The following is a 19,932-nucleotide window of genomic DNA, read 5'->3' as shown; positions in this document are numbered from 1 at the left end:
AAAGAATAGGCAATATTTATTGTCTATTCTTTTTTTATTTTTTCTAGTACGTGTTTTTTTAATATGATATAATAATTCAGATTGGGGGAGAAATAATGGAATAAATTAGAAAATAAAGAGAGTTTTTTTTATAGGTTTATAAAATTATATTATTGTGATAATATAATGTATATATTTTTTTAAGGAGGTGGAATGATTTGTTAAATAGAAGGAAAAAAAATCAAAGAAAACTCTTAATGGTATCTGCTACATGCTTTTTGATTGCTTTATTAGGATTTTCTTTAATTGGAAAAGAAAAGGAAGATTTAGATGAAGGTACTTCAACAAAGATTTATACATATGATGAAGTCTTTCCACATGTTAAAAGATTAAAGGAATTCAAAAAGATTATATATTCTTACGCTGGAATAACTGAGAAAGATATCAATGATATGAAAAATGTTATTACAGAATATTTAGGAGATAATATTAATAAGGTATCCATAAGTTATTACGATATAAATTCCCAACTAGGGTTTGATATTAATGAAAAAGTAGAAGTAAGAGCAGCTAGTACTTTAAAAGTACCTGTATCTATGATGTTATATGATGAGATAAATTCTAAATCTGAAAAAGCTATAAAAGAAACTGACACTATGATGTATAAGGAACAAGATTTTGAAGAGAGTTATGGTGGCATTGGATATGAAGACACATCTAAGCCTAAAACCTTTAAACATATTAATGAGAGCATGATAAAATATTCTGATAATGTAGCTGTAAATATGCTATTAAGACATTTCGGAAATGATAAGAGGTATAATTATATAGAGTCTATAGTAGGTCATCCTATAAATAGAAGTGGTAATTATACTACAGCTGAAGATACAATGAAAATATTAAAGAAGCTGCATTATAATCCTGAAAATAATCCAGATTATCCCCAAATAATAGATTTAATGAAAAATACTGAATTTCATGAAAGATTAGATAAATATTTGCCCTATGAGATAGTCGCTCACAAGATTGGTGATTTTTCAGATTCTACAGGAAATTATATTCATGATGTGGGAATAATCTATGGTAAAAGATCTTATATATTAGTTGTTTTAACCAATAATCTTGATGATGCCTATGATGAAATTGCAAATATATCTAAGATTATCTATGATGTTCAGAGCAGATAGGGCAAATTTGTAAATAAAGACAATTAATTTATAATATAATAAAAGAAACAACATCTATTGACGTTGTTTCTTTTATCTTTTATCTATATATCAATAATTATTTTCTCAATATCAGAAGCATAAAGAGTCTCTTTAGCTATTAATTCTTTTGCTAAAGAATGTAGAAGGGTTAAATTATTACTAAGAACACTCTTAGTTTCTTCATAGAGTTCATCTAAGGTAGTTTTACATTCTAGGACTACCCTATCCATAAAACCACTCTCATAGAGATTATTCATTTCTGACAATCTTAAAAGTCCTAGAGAGGTACCCATTCCATACTCACATACCATGTTATTAATTATATTAGTAGTTTTTTTCAAATCATTATAGGCACCTGTGGTTATATTTTTTTCTCCCAAAATTATTTCTTCAGCAGCTCTTCCTCCTAGTAGTACCATTATTTTTCGTCTTAAATAATCAACATCATGGTAACAGTTATCCTCTCCAATGGTTAGGGTATATCCACCAGCACCTTTTGAGGTTGGTATAATAGTTACCTTTGACAAGGTCTCCTCTGGAACTTTTAGTAGAGAGAGTAAAGCATGTCCTATTTCATGATAGGCAGTAATTTTTATATCTTTATCCTTTAAAGCTGTTCTGTCTACTTTGTCATAGCCAGCAATAACTAAAGAATAGGCTCTATTAAAATGTTCATTTGTTATAAAAGGTGAATTATCCTTACAGGCTAAAATAGCAGCTTCGTTGGTTAAACTTTCTAACTTAGCGCCTGAAAAGTAGGCGGTACTTTGAGCCAGTGCCTTTACATCTATATCTTCAACAGGTTTATTTCTTAAGTGTAGATTTAAAATCCTCTCTCTTGCACTTACATCTGGAAGGGATACTTCTATATGCCTATCAAATCTACCAGGTCTTAAAAGTGCTGGATCTAGAATGTCTAATCTGTTTGTGGCTGCAATAACAACTATACCATAGCTCTCATTAAAACCACTCATTTCAGTAAGAAGCGCATTTAAGGTTTGATCCTTTTCATCAGAGTTTCCATTTTTAGTGTTAGAACGGGCTTTACCAATAGCATCTATTTCATCAATAAAAATAACTGCTTTGCCATGAACTTTAGCTTTTTTAAATAAGTTTCGTATTCTACTAGCACCGACACCAACATACATTTGAACGAAATCAGAACCACTTACAGCATAGAAGGGAACCTGAGCTTCACCAGCTATAGCTTTTGCAAGGAGAGTTTTACCTGTACCAGGCTCTCCATATAGTATAATTCCTTTTGGCATTCTGGCACCATAGGAATTGTATTTTTCTGGATTTTTTAGAAAATCAACTATATCATTTAAACTTTCCTTAGCCTCTTCGTTACCAGCAACTGAATCAAAACTATATTTATTTTTCATAGCTTCTTTTGAATTAATATTATCAATAGTTGACATTTTACCATTTCCACCAATATTTCTCCTAATAGCCATATACAGAATTATTACAGTTGAAATAGTAATCATAGCAATAGGTATTCTCTGTGTTTTAGAAAAAGTTGGGGAACTAGTAACTTGGACATTTTTCTTTAAAAGATCTTCTTTAAAATTTAAACTATTAGGATTATCTGTAGTATATTTATTTCCATCTTTAAGTGTAATTAGTATTTTAGATGATTGAGATGTCTCTACATTCTGTACAATAGTGTTATTTATATCCTGCAAAAAGCTATTATAATTTTTGTAGGGAATTTTCGAGTTAGAGTAATTAATAAATATCAAACTAAATATAGATACAACTATAATTAGTAGCGGAATAATTATGAAGTTATCTTTAAGTTTTTTTATCAAAGTTAATACCTCCTGAACTATATTAGGCATCCAAAATAAAATAATTAGCAATACCGTTAGAATATAGTTACTTTGGTGCTAATTATTTTTTAAGGATATCAAAATCAATGATAATACAGAAATACTTTACTATGATTATACATGTTTTAAAAATAAAATCTATTTTTTTTCATAGAAAATGGAAATGTAAGTTATGGTATAATTGACAGTGAAATTATATATAGGCATCTTAAAAAATTATTAATCAATAGGCTATACTATTTTATTTAGGATGGCTAGGAGTTATTGGAGGGCATAAAATGAATAAGAAAAAGGTAATAATTGATTGCGACCCAGGAATTGATGATGCATTGGCTTTGGCATTAGCATTGAGTTCTAAGGAATTAGATATATTAGCTATAACTACAGTAGCTGGAAATATTTCTTTAGATTTAACCACAAATAATGCTCTTAAAGTACTTAAAATATTTAATAAATTAGAAATACCAGTATACACTGGAGCTGATAAGCCATTAGTTAAGGAACTTAATACAGCCACTGAGTTTCATGGCAAAGATGGATTAGGGGATACAAACCTTGAAAAGGTCATGGAAGTTACCCCTAAAACCAATGCTGCCGAATATATTGTAAAAACCTTAAAAGAAAATAAGGATGTATCAGTAGTTGCTCTTGGGCCACTTACCAATATTGCTAAGGCTATTCAACTAGATAGAGAGTCATTTAATAATGTGACAGAGCTAATATGTATGGGAGGAAATTTACATTGTACTGGAAATGTAACTCCTCATGCAGAGTTTAATTTTTATGTGGATCCAGAGTCAGTAGAAATAGTGCTAAATAATATAAACAAGCCAATGCATATGATAGGGTTAGATGTGACGAATAAAATATTATTAACTCCTGAACAAATCGAAAAAATAGGAGAGTATAATAATCCTGTGTCAGAGTTTTTTCTTAAAATACTACATAAATACAGAAAGAGTTATCTAGAGCAAGAAGAAATTGACGGATGTATATTAAATGATCCTTTGGCAATTGCTTACTTTATGGATAAAAGTATCTGTAGTGGAGGAGAGTATTGCTTAAACATAGAAAACAACGGTAATCAAAGAGGAAAGCTCAATATTGTAGAAGGAAAAAGTAATATGGTAGTTTTAAAAGAAGTTGAATATAATAAATTTATGAATTTGTTTATTAATACTATATTTAATAATTAGGAATGTAAAATTTAAAACTATAAAAAATTCCACCTATAAAGGTGGGATTTTTTATTTAATATTGTCTATTATTTTAACATATTGGTAAAGTGTCTAGGTGGAATTAATCCTTTTTTTATACCTTCAATAACGCATAGATAAGTACATGTAGTATCATATCGAGCATCGTGATAATCATAGCAATCCTCAAAGAGTTCACTACATTTTTCCTCAATAAATTCTTTAGATAAATTTAAATAATTTACTAGTTCTCCCAAAGAAGGGTTTTTAGCCATTCCTCTGCTATTAATGAAGTTACATATATCTTTATAATAGTTCATAGTACAGAATATATGCTTTGGATTATATTCTCCGTAATAATACTCTAATTCATTTTTTAAAAACTTTATGTCAAAAGAAACGTTATGACCTATTACTATATCAGCAGTTAAAAAATCATTTAAAAAAGCCTCATAAGTATCTTCAAAGTATAACCCATTACTTAAAGTATATAACTTTTCAAGGGAAAAACCATGTATTTTTTCAGCACCTTCACTCATTTCTTCTACAGTGAAAAAATAGTTTCTACTTGTAGTCTTTTGAGGAGAACAACTACAATCTACTAATATGTAAGACAATTGACATATATTTCCTGGTCGTATAGCTGTGGTTTCTGTATCAAAAAATAATAATTTCATATAAGCACCTCCTAGATTGTAATTTCCATATATAAATAATAGCATAATAATCATTCTTATAGAATGATTATTTATATATGCACAGAAAAAACAATAAGTTAAAAAAAGAATACAGACATTACTCAATTTATATGGTATAATATACGGAAATATACATGGAAATATGGAGGGATTGTAATGAGTAGGGATTTAATTTTCGTCATACCCAAAGAAAAGCATAATAAAGAGGATTTATCAAATATATTACAGGAAAGAAAAGAGATTAAATTTGTGTCTTTAGTGGGTATAGATTTTTTAGGCAATGATACAGATGAAAAAATACCTATCAATAATTTTATTGAAGATATAGATGTGTATCTTTATGGAATAGCGGTGCAGACAGACGGTTCCTCTGTTATACTACCAGGTATAGCTACTTTAAATAATGCAAAGGTAGATATGAAGGCAGATTTAGATTGTAATTGGTATATAGATTATAATTATGATAATGTAGATATTCTTACAGGAAATCCAGTGGGAACTATTAGAATACCATGTCACTTATATCATGAAGATAAGGCCGTGGATTCAAGATTTATTCTTAAAAATTCTATAAAGTATTTTACTGATTCTATGATGACTTTATTTAAGGAGAATAGCGAATATCTAGAAAATTTCAATGTTAAATATGAGGATATTGAAGATATTTCTATTACATCAGCTACAGAACTAGAGTTTTGGGTAAACACTCCAAACGAATTAGCAGAAATAGAAGAATTATCTACATCAGAAGTTCTTAAGGAACAATATTGGAAAAGAACAAAGGGGCCAGTTAGAACAGCTCTCGAAAAATCTCTCGAAAGATTAGAAGCTTATGGACTAGAGCCAGAAATGGGGCATAAGGAAGTAGGGGGAGTTAAAGCAAAATTAACTGAAAGCGGTACATTAACTCATATCATGGAGCAGTTAGAAGTGGATTGGAAATTTTCAACTGCACTACAAACCTGTGATAATGAACTATTAGTAAGAGGATTAATAAAGGAAGTATTTAGAGAAAATGGATTAGAAGTTACTTTTCAAGCTAAACCAACAGATGAAGTTGCAGGAAATGGGGAACACTTACATGTGGGTGTAAATTTAAAATTAAAGAATGGTAAAAGACTTAACTTCTTTCATAACTACACAGAAAAAGATTTCTTAAGCGAAGTTGGATATGGAGCAGTAATGGGAATGCTAAAAAATTATGAGGTTATTAATCCATTTATATCTAGTAGTAATGATGCTTTAAAAAGATTAAAACCGGGATTTGAAGCTCCAGTTTGTATAGTTACATCTCTAGGTCACAGCAAGGAAAAGCCATCTAGAAATAGAACAATCCTTATTGGATTAATAAGGGATATGAAGAATCCAATGGCCACTAGATTTGAATTACGTTCACCAAATCCAAATACTAATATTTACTTAGCATTGACTTCTGTTATTTTAGCTATGAGTGACGGAATTAATTATGTAATAAATCATAAAAAGCATAGAGATGAACTGTTAGCAGAACTTTCTAAGGAACCAGGTATAGAATGTGATTATTTAGAAAAGCATAGATGTTATAGAAGTGAAGAAGATGTATTTGAGTATTATACAGAAGAACAAAGAGAAGAGTATTTTGGAAGGGCGCCTAAAACAGTTTATGAAAATTTATTAGGTTTTAAAGATAAAGAGAAGCTTAAAACTTTAACTGACACTGGGGTTATGGATGAAAAAATCATAAATAGCTACAAAGAAGCTATTTTAACTAGATGGATTACAGAAATAGAGCATAGAGTTATTCCTAATTATACTAATGAAATTAGAGCTATAAAAAAATTATCTTGTGATGATTTTATGGAGTACGATTTAGAAAAATGGAATGAAATCAATACATTAAGAGAGTATATCATGAAGGATAACTATGTGAGAAAGAGTTTATTTACTCAAATAAGAGAAGCTATAATTGAAAAAGATTATGAGAAATTATCGGAGTTATATGTATCTCTTGATGATGAAATGAAAAATCTAAAAGGATTATATGCAGATTATAGAAGAAATCTTATGGACATATAATTTATTACATATAGATTCTTTCAAGTTATATTAGTGAGAATTTTTTAATGCTATATAAAACTATAAAAACGAGGAAATCTTAAGATTTTCTCGTTTTTATTACATTAATATTAATTTTAGTAAGAAAGTCATGAGAGATATACATTAAAATAAATTTATGCAATTGGAGATTTTTATAATTGAGGAGTTATACAAAGATAATTACAGGGATAATTTCCATAAATTTACCTATATTATCCACATCATAATTAGTAAGTTTTGATTTAAGATTTAATCTGTCATAAATACTAGAATGCAAGGTATTTTTTTTAGTTAAACAAGAACAATTGGCTATATTATCAAAACAATTAACTTTACCAATTACAGTGAAGTTTTTGCCTGTGTAAAATTCCATATTTAAAAGATTGAATTCATTAATAATAGGAATAATAGCAACATTATTAGTCTGAAACAAAGGTTCAGTTATATATTTCATAACTTTTTCATTTTCAAGTATCTCTCTTTCTTTGGTTAAAAAATCAATCATCATATTCTTATCTATGTCTTTATCAAGATTTAATGTAGAATATGAACCACCTAAGGTTTCGAATAGAACTTCTGATCTTAATAAATTGATAGCTTCGTTAATATTTTTTAAAGCTATATTTTCTTTAAATATACAATTTATTTCAACCAAATCTCCTATTTGAATATTATTAAGGTCATTAGAAGTGGTTAGATTTTTAATTAATTTATTATTATAAAGAAGGTCTCTTAATTTTAAGTATACTGAAATTATTGAGGTTTCAATTTCTTTTATATTACGTTTAGTAAAACCCTTAGATATTTGTAAAGTGGCACTTCCTTGAGTTATTTTTCCACAGGTTAACTCAGAAAGGGGAAGGTTAGTAGTTAATACAAAATCCTCTCTAGATGTAGTTGTTTCAATATCTACAAATCTTTCTATAACTATTCTAAATAAATATAACATTAATTTTTCATCAATATAATAAGGTACAAATAGGTTATTCATATAAGGTACTCCTTTAAAAATTTCATTATTGAAATCTATATATAAAATACTTAATAAAAATTAAATTTATGTCAAATATAATTATATATATCAAAAGTTTACTGAAATATACTAAATAAAATATATGATAAAGTATAGAAAATTATGACTTACATATATCATGTACGCTTAACAGCTTAATGCGCATACATTTTATACCATAGACTATTTTAAATATAAATAATATACTATAATTGTGTGAATTTTATATCATTTAAGGGGGGAATAATATGAATATTCTAATCGCATTATTACTAGGTATGATAGTAGGATATTTTATTAAACTAAGTGACAAAGGAAAAAATATCAATGGGAAACTTCAACAATTGGGAGTGATTTTTTTGTTATTTTCTATGGGAGCATCTATTGGTGCTGACGAGAAAGTAATTAAAGAACTTCCAATAATTGGATTTAAAGCTTTTCTATTTGCAGTATTTACTATTGGTGTGAGTATAATTTTAGTTTATATACTTACAGAAAAGTTTATGGTTAAGAAAAAAGAATGTCACAAGGAAGAGAAAGAAAATAGTACATATATACAAAGTGGGGAGGAGATTTAATATGACATATATAATTTTAATTTCAATATTATTAGGTATTGGATGTGGATATTTTGTATTTCCTCCAGAGATAGTTAGTAAATTAGATATGGTAGCACCATGGTCTTTAGTTGCTCTTATATTTTTAGTTGGTATTGATGTAGGTGGTAATAAGAAAATATTTAAACAATTAAAAGAACTAGGGCTTAAGATACTATTAATCCCAGCTGGAGGGATAATGGGAAGTCTGCTTGGAGGGCTAGTTGTTGGAGTTTTTTTCAATATGGCAATGAATGAGAGTTTAGCTATAGCTTCAGGTTTTGGATGGTACAGCCTTTCTGGTGTAATGTTAAAGGAAATGGGTGGAGATACTTTAGGAGCAATTGCATTTTTAACTAATGTATTTAGAGAAATAATCACAGTAATATTAATACCTATTTTAGCTCAGAAGTTAAATAGTTATACTGCAATTGCACCAGCAGGAGCAACATCTATGGATACTACACTTCCATTAATTTCAAAAGTTACTAATCCAGAAGTTACAGTTATGGCATTTATTAATGGGGTATTATTAAGTTCACTAGTACCAGTGTTTGTTACATTTTTCTATAATATTTAGAGCAATTTAGAATTATGTCTGAACTTCTAGAGATTGTAATATAAGATTATTTTAAAGCTATGTATTCATTTTTAATTTTGGATTTATAGATTTCTTTATTTACAATGGTAGGAGAAATTTTGTTATATCAAATATAAAAATACCCTATGGAGTAGACTTTTTTTATTATCTACTCTATAGGGTATATTTTATAAACTTTAAGTGTTTTTATATTTTAAAGTAATGATGTTATTTTTTAGATTTATTAATATAGTGAGTATGAAGTAGGTGATGAGCCTTCTCACCATTAGGTTCTCCAAGGAATTCTTTATAGAGTGTTAAAATTTCTTGATTTTCATGAGCTTTTCTCTTCTCTTTATGCTTGTCTTCATCATATAATATTTGCATTCTTTCTTCAACTAAATGGTATTGATCAGAAGAATAAGGTTGACCACCACCATTTATACATCCACCAGGGCAAGCCATTACTTCGATGAAATGATATTTTTTACCGGTTTCCTCTATGTTATCTAAAAGATTTTTAACGTTTCCAAGTCCACTAACTATAGCAACATTAACCATATTACCATTTATATCGAAGGAGGCCTCTTTAACTCCTTGAAGTCCTCTTACGTCAATAAAGTCTAATTTCTTTAAAGAAGTTTTAGTAATCCATTCATAAGCAGTACGTAGTGCTGCTTCCATAACTCCGCCACTGGCCCCAAATAGAACCCCAGCTCCAGTAGATTCTCCCATGATTCTGTCAAAGTCTTCATCAGGAAGGTTAGCAAAGTCTATACTAGCACCTCTAATAAGTTTTGCTAATTCTCTAGTAGTAATTACTATATCTATATCCTTAATTCCGTCATTAGAGAATTCATCTCTTCCACTTTCATATTTTTTAGCTACACATGGCATAACTGATACTACTACTAGTTTTTTAGGATCTACTCCTAATTTTTCTGCCAAATATGTTTTAGCTATAGCACCCCACATTTGCTGAGGAGATTTACAAGTAGAAAGATAGTTCAAGTAATTTCCATAATGTTTTTCTATAAAGGAAATCCAACCAGGGCAACAGCTAGTCATCAGTGGAAGATTTTCTCCACTAGTGAATCTAGTGATAAATTCTTGGGCTTCTTCCATAATAGTTAAATCTGCAGCGAAATCTGTATCATACACTTTATTGAATCCTAATTCCCTTAGTGATTTAACCATTTTTCCAGTAGCAGATTCTCCACCGATTCCAAATTCTTCTCCTAGAGCTGCTCTTACAGCAGGAGCTGTTTGAACAATTACCACTTTATTGGAATCATTTAGTGCCCTTATAACCTTTGAAGTGTTATCTTTTTCTAAAAGCGCACCAGTTGGGCAAACGGAAATACATTGACCACAGAAGGTGCAATTAGTTTTAACTAAATCATCACCAAAAGCAGTGGATATGGTAGTATCAAAACCTCTATTAATAGAAGAAATTGCACCTACCTTTTGAACTTCATTACAGGCAGCTTCACATCTTCTGCAAAGAACACATTTGGCGGTATCTCTAACTATAGAAGGATTATTTTCTTCTTTAATAGGAAGAGATTTTTTACCAGTATACTCAACATCTCTTATTCCATAGTCACCAGCAAGTTTTTGAAGTTCACAGTTCATATTTTTACCACAAGTTAAGCATTCATTTGGATGATTAGAAAGTAAAAGTTCTATGATTGTATTTCTAGCAGAGATAACCCTAGGAGTATTTGTCTTAATAACCATATTGGGAGCAACTTGTGTGCAGCATGCAGGAGAAAGATTTTTTCTTCCTTCAACCTCTACAATACAAACTCTACATGAACCGGGCTTATTTACGGTTTTGTTATCATGTAGTTCTAAGTGACAAAGGGTAGGGATGTTTATATTAAGTTGTTTTGCTGCTTCTAATATAGTCGTACCTTGTTCAACTTGAATTTCTTTATTATTTATTTTAACTGCAATTGTACTCAAAATTTTCACCTCTCTATATTAATACTATTAAACCACATCAATAGCATCTACAGGACAGCAAGATTTACATGCACCACATTTTATACATTTCTCATTGTCAATTACATGCTTATCTTTAACTCTGCCTTTGATACAATTTACTGGGCATTGTCTTGCACACTTAGTACAACCAATACATCTATCGGTAATTACAAATTTCATAAGATCTGTACATACTCCAGCAGGACAAATTTTGTCGACAACGTGAGATTTGTACTCATCATAGAAGTATTTCATAGTACTTAATACAGGGTTTGGAGATGTTTGTCCAAGACCACATAAAGAAGTATCTTTAATTACAGTACTTAAATGTTCTAATTTTTCTAAATCATCTAAGGTTCCAGAGCCTTTAGAAATCTTTTCAAGAATTTCTAATAATCTAGTATTTCCTATTCTACATGGAGTACATTTTCCACAAGATTCTTCTTTAGTAAATTCAAGATAGAATTTTGCTATGTCTACCATACAATTATCTTCATCCATTACTATCATTCCGCCTGAGCCCATCATAGATCCGATAGCAGTAAGAGATTCAAAATCGATATGAGTATCTAGGTACTCTTTAGGTATACAACCACCAGAAGGTCCACCAGTTTGAACGGCTTTAAATTCTCTATCAAACTTAATTCCTCCACCTATTTCATATATGATTTCTCTTAAGCTAGTACCCATAGGAACTTCAACAAGGCCTACATTGTTTATTTTTCCAGCCAGTGCAAAAACTTTAGTACCCTTAGATGTAGCTGTACCTATAGAATTATACCATTCCCAACCTCTATTTATAATTGCTGGAATATTAGCAAGAGTTTCTACGTTATTAACACAGGTTGGTTTATTCCAAAGTCCTGATTCAGCAGGGAATGGTGGTTTATTTGTAGGTTCACCACGTTCACCCTCAATTGAGTGAATAAGTGCAGTTTCTTCACCACAAACAAAGGCTCCAGCGCCATATTTAATTTCTATGTTGAAACTAAAATCTGTACCTAATATGTTTTCGCCAAGTAACCCACATTCCTGAGCTTGTTCAATAGCAATTCTTAATCTATTAATAGCAAGAGGGTATTCAGCTCTAATATAGACACACCCAATACTTGCACCGATACAGTATCCAGCAATAGCCATGGCTTCTATAACACTATGAGGATCCCCTTCTAGGATAGAACGATCCATAAATGCACCAGGATCTCCTTCGTCTGCATTGCAAATTATATATTTTTGATCCGCATCATAGGATTTAGCAAAGCCCCATTTCTTGCCTGTAGGGAATCCACCGCCACCTCTACCACGTAGGCCAGATTTTGAAATAATATCTATTACCTCATCACGGCTATGTTCTTTTAAACATGTTCCTAATGCAAGATAACCTTCTTCCGCAATATATTCTTTTATATCTTCTGGGTTTATTAATCCACAATTTCTAAGTGCAATTCTTACTTGTTTTTTATAAAAAGACATTTCATCTTGAGTTTTTACTTTTTCTTTAAGAGTAGGCTCTTCATATAGAAGTCTTTCAAGTACTTTATTATTAACTAAATGCTCGTTTACAATTTCTTCAGCATCATCAGGGGTTACATGTACATAAAATACATCATCAGGTGCTATTTTAACAATAGGACCTTTTTCACAAAATCCGAAGCATCCTGTAATGGAAACATAAACTTCATTTTCAAGGCCTACATTTTTTATATGCTGCTCTAAGTTTGCTTTAATTAAATCACTTTGAGCTGATTTACATCCAGTACCACCACAAATTAAAATTTCTCTTTTATGATCCTCAGGTTTATAGGTATAGCTTTCAATACTAGTAGCTTTTCTAATGTCAGTTGTTGATTTATACTTAAGATTAAGTTGTTTTAACTGTTCAAAGGAATTAATTCTATCCAAAATTTTCCCTCCCATTACTATTGAGCATATTCAGCTAAGATTTTTTTTACTTGTTCAGGAGTACAATGGCCATAAACTTTATCATTTATAGTAACAACAGGTGCCAGACCACAAGCTCCAACACATCTTAAAGAGCCTAAGGTGAATTTCATATCTTCAGTAGTTTCACCTGATCTAACTTTAAGTTTTTTTTCAAACTCCTTAAGAACATCTCCAGCTCCTCTAACAAAGCAAGCAGTACCCATACAAACGTTTACAACATATTTCCCTCTAGGTTCTGTGTTAAAGAAGGAATAGAAAGTAACCACGCCATAAACCTTTGATAGTGGTATATCCAATTTAGTAGCAATAAAATCCTGTACTTCTTTTGGCAAATAACCAAAAATATGTTGTGCTCTGTGTAGAACAGAAATTAGAGCACCTTCTTTTTTGGGCAAAGAGTCGATGAAGCTCTCTAGCTCATTAAACATTTCATTTTTTTCTGCATTAAGACACACTTAAAAATTACCCCCTTGACTAAAATATAAAATATTCTATATTTTCTGAATATAAGATTATTCATTAAAAAGTATAATACTTTTTTTGAAACCTGTATAGATTTTTTACAAATTTTCTTATGAAGTTACAGAGGAATTTTTCGGCATGTTTTTTATTTAACAAAACACATTTTTAAAAATGAAGAATATAATATAGTGAATAACAATTAAGGGGGATAGGCTATGAATTTTAGTAGATTTAAAAACTATGGATTATGGGTATCTATCCTATCTTTTATACCATTATTTCTAAAGGGATTTAATATAGATATACTCCCAGAAAATTATGGTGAAATGGTTACTTCTCTTTTAGGAATATTAGTATTAGCTGGTATAGTAAATAATCCAAGTACAGATTCAAAATGGTATTTAGATGATAGAAAGATAGATTAATTTATAATTGAATAAATATTAAAAATAGAAATACTTGGGGTAAACTCAAGTATTTCTATTTTCTCTATTATTTAAATTAAGAGAGTGGTAAAATATACCTATAAATTCTAGAATAATGGAGGAGATAAATAGTGTATGATTTAGGTATAATCAATGGTCGTATATATATGGAGGGTAATTTTAGCCACGGAAATTTATATATTAAAGATGGAATTATAGAGAAAATAACTAATGAATTTCTTAGTTGTAATGAAGTCTATGATGCAAAGAATAATTATGTATTACCAGGATTCATAGATCCTCATGTGCACTTTAATTTAAATTGTGGTAAATATACCTCTGTAGATGATTTTTACTCTGGTACAAAAGCTGCTGTTTTTGGCGGAGTAACAACTATTATAGATTTTTTGGATCCTGTGGATACTATTGAAGGGTTAAATAATGCTTATATGAGAAGGCTCCACGAAGCAAAAGACTCCTTAATAGATTACGGCTTTCATAGCACTATAGCTAATTTAAGGGACGATAAAATAGAATTTATAAAGGAATTAAAAAATAGAGGAATAAGTTCTATTAAATTTTTCACCACATATAGTTCATCAAATAGAAGAACAAATCTAGCTGTTATAGATGAATTACTTAAAGTTTCTAAGGAACAAGGAATAGTACTGGTAGCTCACAGTGAAAACGATGAATTAATAAAAGAAGGTCCTTATAAAATTGAAGAACATTCTAATAATAGACCTGTTATTAGTGAAATAGTTCAAACACTTACCTTGGCAGAAATGGCTAAATATAGAGATGGACTAATGTATATTGTACATTTAAGCTGCGGTTCCACACTTGAAAAACTTTTAACTCAATATGAGGATATACTAAATAAAAATTTATTTATAGAGAGCTGTCCTCAATATTTTTACTTGGGAGCAGATAATTATAATAAGCCACAAGGATATTTATACACTTTGTCACCTCCATTAAGAACTGAAAGTGAACAAGTGCTATTAGAAACTCACATAGATAGAATAGATACTATAGGAACAGATCATTGTACTTTTTATTCAAAAGATAAAATTAATAAGTTATTGAATGAGATTCCAATGGGAATAGGTGGTATAGAATATTCATTTAGGCTTATGTATTCACTATTTGGAGATAAAATCATTGATAAGTTTACAATTAATCCAGCTAAAATTTATGGATTATATCCTAAAAAAGGCACATTAATACCTGGCGCACAAGGGGATATAGTTATTTTTAATCCTTCATCAGGGAATTATATTAAAGAAAATCATTCTAATTGTGATTATAATTTGTACGAGGGAGTGAAAGTAAAAGGAACCATAGAGGCAACTATTTCTAAGGGGATTTTTGTAATGAACCATGGAGAATTAATCAATGAACCTAGAGGAGAATATATAGAAAGAAGTGAATTTCAATTAAATTAAAATTATTTAAGGAAGATATAGCAAAGTTATATATATAACAATAACATAAACTTTACTTATTAATACCTAATAAATGATTAATAAAAAATAAATTTTTATTTAATTAGAAATCTGGACGATAGGATTATAATAGACGTTTTAAAAATATTCTCATAGTAATATTATGTATTATTTACAATAAATTCTTGTGATGATAAAATTAGATTAATTAGTTAGTTAATTTAATTGTAGAGTAAAATATACAGTATAAAATTTTATTTGGAGGTGCAAAATGACATACAAAGTAATAGGAAATAGTGTAAACAGATTAGATGCGGTTGCTAAAGTTACTGGAAGTGCAAAATATGCTGATGACTATTTTGAACGAGATATGTTAGTTGGCAAAGTTTTGAGAAGTCCTTATGCTCATGCTATAGTAAAAAATATTGATGTGAGCAAAGCTAAAGAGTTAAATGGGGTAGAAGCAGTAATTACTCATAAAGATTTGCCTAAAACTAAATTTGCTACCGCTGGTCATCCATGGTCGTTAGAAGCTTCACATAGAGATATAGAGGATAAATTAATTCTTACAGATAAAGCACGGTTTGTAGGAGATGCTGTAGCAGCAGTAGTAGCTATAGATGAAATAGTTGCAGAAAGAGCAATAAAGCTTATTGAGGTAGAATATGAAATTTTGCCTCATGTACTGGACCCTGAAGAAGCTATAAAACCAGGTGCACCTATAATCCACGAAGAAAGACCCGATAACATATTAAGTTCCTTTGGATCAGAAATAGGAGATATAGAAAGTGAACTTAAAAATAGTTACAAAGTTTTTGAAGGAGTTTTTGAAACAAGCATTGTACAACACTGTGCCATGGAGAATCAAACTGCCTATGCTTATGTAGATGATGAAGGAAGAATTGTAGTTGTATCTTCTACTCAAATACCTCATATAGTTAGAAGAATTGTAGGACAGGCATTTTGCATGCCTTGGGGAAAAATTAAAGTGATAAAACCTTATATAGGTGGAGGTTTTGGTAATAAACAGGATGTTGTCATTGAACCACTTACCGTAGCTATGTCATTAGCTGTTCATGGAAAGCCAGTTCGGTATGCATTAAATAGAGAAGAATGTTTCATTGATACTAGAACTCGGCATGCTATGAAGTTTAAATTAAAAACTGCTGTTTCTGAAAATGGAAAGTTACTAGGAATAAATGTGGAAAATATAGTGAATAATGGAGCCTATGCTTCCCATGGCCATTCAGTAACTATGAGTTCGGGGACTAAGTTTAGACCACTATATAATTTTAGAACCATTAAATATGATCCCAAGACTATTTACACTAATTTACCAGTGGCTGGAGCTATGAGGGGGTATGGAGTACCGCAAATATTTTTTGCACTTGAAAGTCATTTAGATGATATAGCTAGAGAGTTAAATATAGATCCAATTGAATTTAGAAAAGAAAACTTTATAAGTCTAGGCCATGTGGATCCGCTTAGTAAAAATGTTGTACGTTCCTTTGGGTTACCACAATGTATTGAAAAAGGTAAGAAATTAATAAATTGGGATGAGAAAAAGAATCTATACAGAAATCAAGGTGGAGATAAAAGGAGAGGCTTAGGAATGGCATGCTTTAGCTATTTATCTGGTACACATCCTGTAGGTTTAGAGGCAGCTGGAGCTAGAATAGTGATGAATCAAGATGGATCTGTTCAACTACAAATTGGAGCAACAGAAATAGGGCAGGGAAGTGATACTGTATTTGGTCAGATGGTGGCTGAAGTTTTAGGATTACCAATGGAGATGGTTCATGTTATATCAACCCAAGATACCGATGTCACTCCTTTTGATACAGGGTCCTATGCTTCAAGGCAGACATTTGTAACAGGAGCTGCAGTTAAAAAAGCTGCTATGGAAGTTAGAGATAAAGTACTTATACTTGCTGCTAGAAAAACCGGATTAGATAAAGAGGAAATGGATATTCGAAATGGAGAAATTGTTGAAGATAAACTAGGTTTAAGGATTTGCTCTATAGAAGATATTGCAATGGAATCTTTCTATGATAGGATAAATTCTTGCCCTATTACTAGCGATACTTCTGTTAATGTTAGAACTAATGCAGCAGCTTATGGAGTTACTTTTACTGAAGTTGAAGTAGACATGAAAACTGGACAAATTGAAATTTTAGAAATATATAATGTTCATGATTCGGGTATAATAATGAATCCTAAATTAGCTGAAGGTCAAGTTCATGGAGGAGTTAGTATGGCTCTAGGTTATGCACTTTCTGAACAGATGTTGTTTGATAAAAAAACTGGAAAACCTTTAAACAATAATTTACTAGATTATAAGCTACAGACTATTTTAGATACACCTACAATAGGAGTAGATTTTGTAGAAATACCAGATCCAGCAGGAAGCTTTGGTCAAAAATCTCTAGGAGAGAATCCAATTATTTCTCCTGCGCCAGCAATACGTAATGCAGTTTTAGATGCTACAGGAGTTGCATTTAATAGAATACCAATGAATCCACAAGCAGTTTTCGAAAGATTCAAACAATGTGGATTACTATAGGAAGAGGTGATATTGATGTTTGATATTAAAAATATATTAGAACCTGAAACTCTTGAAGAAGCATTACACATGGTTGGAAGTAATCCAAATTTAAAAATCATAGCAGGTGGAACAGATATATTAATACGGTTACATCATGGAGAAATGGAAGGTGCAGAGCTTTTAAGTCTAAGAAAAATAAGAGATTTAGATTACATTAGTGTGAAGGATAATGGAACTATAGAAATAGGAGCAATGGCTGTATTCTCTCAAATATTTAGAAATAATATAATTAATGAATATATTCCAGTATTAGGAGATGCGGCAGTTTCTATGGGAGGACCTCAAGTAAGAAATATAGCTACAATTGGTGGAAATGTGTGTAATGGGGCTGTTTCAGCAGATAGTGCTCCAGCTTTATTTGCATTAAATGCTAAATTGAAGATTCAAGATATTTTAGGAAAAAGAATAGTACCTATACAAGAGTTTTATATAGGGCCGGGGAGAGTAAAACTAGAACCAAATGAAATACTAACTAGCATAATTATTGAAAAAGAAAATTATGAAAACATGCATGGAAATTATATAAAGTATAGCAATAGAAAAGCTATGGATATAGCTATGTTAGGAGTTTGTGTAATGTGTTCTGTAGAGGACGGTAAGTTTAGAGATTTAAGAATTGCCTTAGGAGTAGCAGCACCAACTCCAATAAGATGTAAAGATGCAGAAGATTATGCTAAAGGATTAGAAGTAAATGAAGAAAATATTAAAACTATCGGAGAATATGCATTAAAATCTTCAAAGGCAAGAGATTCTTGGAGGGCATCTAAAGCTTATAGAGAGCACTTAATAGAAGAATTAACTCAACGTGCAATTAAGGAAACTATTAAAGTAGTTGGAGGTGAAAACATTGGATAATGGAACTATGAAAAAAATATCTATGATAGTAAATGATAAACCTATTAGTATAGAAATTGACATAAGAGAATCTTTGCTTGAGGTGTTAAGAAATAGATTATATTACACAGGAGTTAAACAGGGATGCTCGGTTGGTGAATGTGGCGCATGTACTGTTTTAATTGATGGTACTCCAGTAGATTCATGTATCTACATGGCGGTATGGGCAGATGGTAAAACCATTACTACTATAGAAGGTATAAAAAAACATGGTAAATTATCAACGGTCCAACAAGCATTTGTAGATGAAGGGGCTATTCAATGTGGGTTTTGTACTCCAGGATTAGTGTTAACTACCACAGCCCTTGTAAGCAGTGGAAAGAAATATAGTGATGATGAGATAAAGAAAGAAATATCAGGACATTTATGTAGATGTACAGGATATCAAAAAATCTACAATGCAGTAAAAAAGTTATTAGATGAAGAAGATTAAGAAGGAGCTACTGCTCCTTTTTCTATTAATAAGTTAAAAATATAGTATGTTTTAGAAAAGATTGAAGTGATTAAAGTGCTAGATATTAATACTTTATAGATGTAATTATAGCTAGTAGAAAATTTTAAGTTTTCCACTAGCTATATTAGTTAAAGCTTTTACAAATGCTTTCCAACTTTAGATGATAAATCTTCTTTTTGAACAAATCCAACTACTCTCTCTACTGGATTTCCATCTTTGAAAATCATTATGCTAGGAACTCCCATGATTTTATATTTACGTGCTATAGCTGCACTTTGATCTACATCCACTTTTAAAAAATTAGCTTTGCCTTCCATTTCAACACCCAACTCTTCAAAAATAGGAGATAGCATTTTACATGGTCCACACCAAGGTGCAAAAAAATCTACTACTGCAACACCCTTACTGCTCTCTACCTCATTTATAAATTCATTATCATTTATTATTCTTGCCATTAAAAAAAACCTCCTAAATTTATTTTAAACTTCATATTAGTTTTATAATTTGTTCTCTAATATTAATTATATACAT

Annotated in this window: 17 protein-coding genes; 10 read left to right on the top strand and 7 right to left on the bottom strand. The window is 30.3% G+C overall.

The window, feature by feature from the left end; all coding sequences use genetic code 11:
• Window positions 1–197: 197 nt before the first annotated feature.
• The gene (locus tag ACI48Q_RS11205) at window positions 198–1,166 is read left to right on the top strand and encodes a serine hydrolase (RefSeq protein ID WP_474919165.1); all 969 of its coding nucleotides are present in this window, start codon (window positions 198–200) and stop codon (window positions 1,164–1,166) included.
• Window positions 1,167–1,249: 83 nt separating this feature from the next.
• Here ACI48Q_RS11205 and ACI48Q_RS11200 read toward each other — a convergent pair whose 3' ends face one another.
• The gene (locus tag ACI48Q_RS11200) at window positions 1,250–2,998 is read right to left on the bottom strand and encodes an ATP-dependent metallopeptidase FtsH/Yme1/Tma family protein (protein WP_474919522.1); all 1,749 of its coding nucleotides are present in this window, start codon (window positions 2,996–2,998) and stop codon (window positions 1,250–1,252) included.
• A gap of 302 nt (window positions 2,999–3,300) precedes the next feature.
• Between ACI48Q_RS11200 and ACI48Q_RS11195 the strand changes: the two genes are divergently transcribed.
• On the top strand, window positions 3,301–4,218 hold the full coding sequence (locus tag ACI48Q_RS11195) for a nucleoside hydrolase (protein ID WP_474919164.1): 918 nt from the start codon (window positions 3,301–3,303) through the stop codon (window positions 4,216–4,218).
• A gap of 68 nt (window positions 4,219–4,286) precedes the next feature.
• Here ACI48Q_RS11195 and ACI48Q_RS11190 read toward each other — a convergent pair whose 3' ends face one another.
• A complete protein-coding gene (locus ACI48Q_RS11190; RefSeq protein WP_474919163.1) occupies window positions 4,287–4,895 on the bottom strand; it encodes a 3'-5' exonuclease in 609 nt (202 codons plus the stop codon).
• 177 nt (window positions 4,896–5,072) lie between these two features.
• Here ACI48Q_RS11190 and ACI48Q_RS11185 point away from each other — a divergent pair, with 177 nt between their 5' ends.
• On the top strand, window positions 5,073–6,971 hold the full coding sequence (locus tag ACI48Q_RS11185) for a type I glutamate--ammonia ligase (RefSeq protein ID WP_474919162.1): 1,899 nt from the start codon (window positions 5,073–5,075) through the stop codon (window positions 6,969–6,971).
• A 187-nt stretch (window positions 6,972–7,158) separates the two neighbouring features.
• Here ACI48Q_RS11185 and ACI48Q_RS11180 read toward each other — a convergent pair whose 3' ends face one another.
• On the bottom strand, window positions 7,159–7,983 hold the full coding sequence (locus ACI48Q_RS11180) for a hypothetical protein (protein ID WP_474919161.1): 825 nt from the start codon (window positions 7,981–7,983) through the stop codon (window positions 7,159–7,161).
• Window positions 7,984–8,252: 269 nt separating this feature from the next.
• On the opposite strand from ACI48Q_RS11180, the gene ACI48Q_RS11175 reads away from it, so the two are divergent.
• Both ACI48Q_RS11175 and ACI48Q_RS11170 read left to right on the top strand, forming a co-directional pair.
• Complete coding sequence (locus ACI48Q_RS11175) at window positions 8,253–8,582, top strand: LysO family transporter (protein WP_474919160.1); 330 nt, start codon at window positions 8,253–8,255, stop codon at window positions 8,580–8,582.
• A 1-nt stretch (window position 8,583) separates the two neighbouring features.
• Window positions 8,584–9,180: a LysO family transporter gene (locus ACI48Q_RS11170; RefSeq protein ID WP_474919159.1), complete on the top strand. Its 597-nt coding sequence runs from the start codon at window positions 8,584–8,586 to the stop codon at window positions 9,178–9,180.
• A gap of 228 nt (window positions 9,181–9,408) precedes the next feature.
• Here the strand turns inward: ACI48Q_RS11170 and ACI48Q_RS11165 are convergent, their stop codons facing one another.
• The 3 genes from ACI48Q_RS11165 to ACI48Q_RS11155 are packed head-to-tail and all read right to left on the bottom strand — an operon-like array spanning window position 9,409 to window position 13,541.
• Complete coding sequence (locus tag ACI48Q_RS11165) at window positions 9,409–11,148, bottom strand: NADH-dependent [FeFe] hydrogenase, group A6 (RefSeq protein ID WP_474919158.1); 1,740 nt, start codon at window positions 11,146–11,148, stop codon at window positions 9,409–9,411.
• Window positions 11,149–11,175: 27 nt separating this feature from the next.
• Window positions 11,176–13,071, bottom strand: coding sequence for an NADH-ubiquinone oxidoreductase-F iron-sulfur binding region domain-containing protein (locus ACI48Q_RS11160; protein WP_474919157.1), 1,896 nt, complete (start codon window positions 13,069–13,071; stop codon window positions 11,176–11,178).
• Between the two features lie 17 nt (window positions 13,072–13,088).
• Window positions 13,089–13,541: an NADH-quinone oxidoreductase subunit NuoE family protein gene (locus tag ACI48Q_RS11155; RefSeq protein ID WP_474919521.1), complete on the bottom strand. Its 453-nt coding sequence runs from the start codon at window positions 13,539–13,541 to the stop codon at window positions 13,089–13,091.
• 249 nt (window positions 13,542–13,790) lie between these two features.
• Between ACI48Q_RS11155 and ACI48Q_RS11150 the strand changes: the two genes are divergently transcribed.
• The 5 genes from ACI48Q_RS11150 (at window position 13,791) to xdhC (ending at window position 19,380) form a co-directional block, all read left to right on the top strand.
• On the top strand, window positions 13,791–14,000 hold the full coding sequence (locus ACI48Q_RS11150; protein WP_474919156.1) for a phage holin family protein: 210 nt from the start codon (window positions 13,791–13,793) through the stop codon (window positions 13,998–14,000).
• Between the two features lie 131 nt (window positions 14,001–14,131).
• Complete coding sequence (locus ACI48Q_RS11145) at window positions 14,132–15,448, top strand: dihydroorotase (RefSeq protein WP_474919155.1); 1,317 nt, start codon at window positions 14,132–14,134, stop codon at window positions 15,446–15,448.
• Window positions 15,449–15,719: 271 nt separating this feature from the next.
• Window positions 15,720–18,011: a xanthine dehydrogenase molybdenum-binding subunit XdhA gene (gene xdhA, locus ACI48Q_RS11140; RefSeq protein ID WP_474919154.1), complete on the top strand. Its 2,292-nt coding sequence runs from the start codon at window positions 15,720–15,722 to the stop codon at window positions 18,009–18,011.
• A gap of 15 nt (window positions 18,012–18,026) precedes the next feature.
• Window positions 18,027–18,908 (top strand): xanthine dehydrogenase FAD-binding subunit XdhB, encoded by an 882-nt coding sequence (gene xdhB / locus ACI48Q_RS11135; protein ID WP_474919153.1) that lies wholly within the window; start codon window positions 18,027–18,029, stop codon window positions 18,906–18,908.
• A gap of 7 nt (window positions 18,909–18,915) precedes the next feature.
• Window positions 18,916–19,380, top strand: coding sequence for a xanthine dehydrogenase subunit XdhC (gene xdhC / locus ACI48Q_RS11130; RefSeq protein ID WP_474919520.1), 465 nt, complete (start codon window positions 18,916–18,918; stop codon window positions 19,378–19,380).
• 158 nt (window positions 19,381–19,538) lie between these two features.
• Here the strand turns inward: xdhC and trxA are convergent, their stop codons facing one another.
• Window positions 19,539–19,856 carry a thioredoxin gene (trxA, locus tag ACI48Q_RS11125; protein WP_474919152.1) on the bottom strand — a complete coding sequence of 106 codons (318 nt, stop codon included), beginning with the start codon at window positions 19,854–19,856 and terminating at the stop codon, window positions 19,539–19,541.
• Window positions 19,857–19,932: the final 76 nt, after the last annotated feature.

The sequence above is a fragment of the Clostridium sp. LXY-7 genome (assembly GCF_056172015.1).
The sequence above is the reverse complement of the archived record's forward strand: the minus strand, read 5'-3'. Positions and strand labels throughout refer to the sequence as shown.

Excerpts from the sequence above, each read along its gene's own strand:
- ACI48Q_RS11190 (WP_474919163.1), bottom strand. The coding sequence starts at position 4,895 with ATGAAATTATTATTTTTTGATACAGAAACCACAGCTATACGACCAGGA.
- ACI48Q_RS11175 (WP_474919160.1), top strand. The coding sequence starts at position 8,253 with ATGAATATTCTAATCGCATTATTACTAGGTATGATAGTAGGATATTTT.
- ACI48Q_RS11185 (WP_474919162.1), top strand. The coding sequence starts at position 5,073 with ATGAGTAGGGATTTAATTTTCGTCATACCCAAAGAAAAGCATAATAAA.
- ACI48Q_RS11195 (WP_474919164.1), top strand. The coding sequence starts at position 3,301 with ATGAATAAGAAAAAGGTAATAATTGATTGCGACCCAGGAATTGATGAT.
- ACI48Q_RS11170 (WP_474919159.1), top strand. The coding sequence starts at position 8,584 with ATGACATATATAATTTTAATTTCAATATTATTAGGTATTGGATGTGGA.
- ACI48Q_RS11155 (WP_474919521.1), bottom strand. The coding sequence starts at position 13,541 with ATGTTTAATGAGCTAGAGAGCTTCATCGACTCTTTGCCCAAAAAAGAA.
- ACI48Q_RS11180 (WP_474919161.1), bottom strand. The coding sequence starts at position 7,983 with ATGAATAACCTATTTGTACCTTATTATATTGATGAAAAATTAATGTTA.
- ACI48Q_RS11150 (WP_474919156.1), top strand. The coding sequence starts at position 13,791 with ATGAATTTTAGTAGATTTAAAAACTATGGATTATGGGTATCTATCCTA.
- xdhB (WP_474919153.1), top strand. The coding sequence starts at position 18,027 with ATGTTTGATATTAAAAATATATTAGAACCTGAAACTCTTGAAGAAGCA.
- xdhC (WP_474919520.1), top strand. The coding sequence starts at position 18,916 with ATGAAAAAAATATCTATGATAGTAAATGATAAACCTATTAGTATAGAA.
- xdhA (WP_474919154.1), top strand. The coding sequence starts at position 15,720 with ATGACATACAAAGTAATAGGAAATAGTGTAAACAGATTAGATGCGGTT.
- trxA (WP_474919152.1), bottom strand. The coding sequence starts at position 19,856 with ATGGCAAGAATAATAAATGATAATGAATTTATAAATGAGGTAGAGAGC.